This window comes from Vibrio sp. T20 (genome assembly GCF_007858795.1).
GTDB lineage: Bacteria > Pseudomonadota > Gammaproteobacteria > Enterobacterales > Vibrionaceae > Vibrio > Vibrio satsumensis.
Map to the genome: position 1 here is coordinate 1 of NZ_VFEB01000165.1, position 218 is coordinate 218.

General features: G+C 42.7%; 1 protein-coding gene. It reads left to right on the forward strand.

Annotated features, from left to right (window positions below):
- Positions 1-218 (forward strand): NAD-dependent epimerase/dehydratase family protein (locus FTW16_RS17955; protein WP_146492026.1); only part of this gene is annotated, 218 nt, incomplete at both ends.

Below are 218 nucleotides of genomic sequence, written 5' to 3' on the forward strand. Positions count from 1 at the left end.
TACTTACGGCCTTCCAACCATCGTAACCAACTGTTCAAATAACTATGGCCCTTATCATTTTCCTGAAAAATTGATCCCATTGGTTATCCTTAATGCGCTAGAAGGTAAAGAGTTACCTATTTACGGTAAAGGCGACCAAATTCGAGATTGGCTGTTTGTCGAAGACCATGCTCGCGCACTCTACAAAGTAGTGACCGAAGGTAAAGTAGGTGAGACCT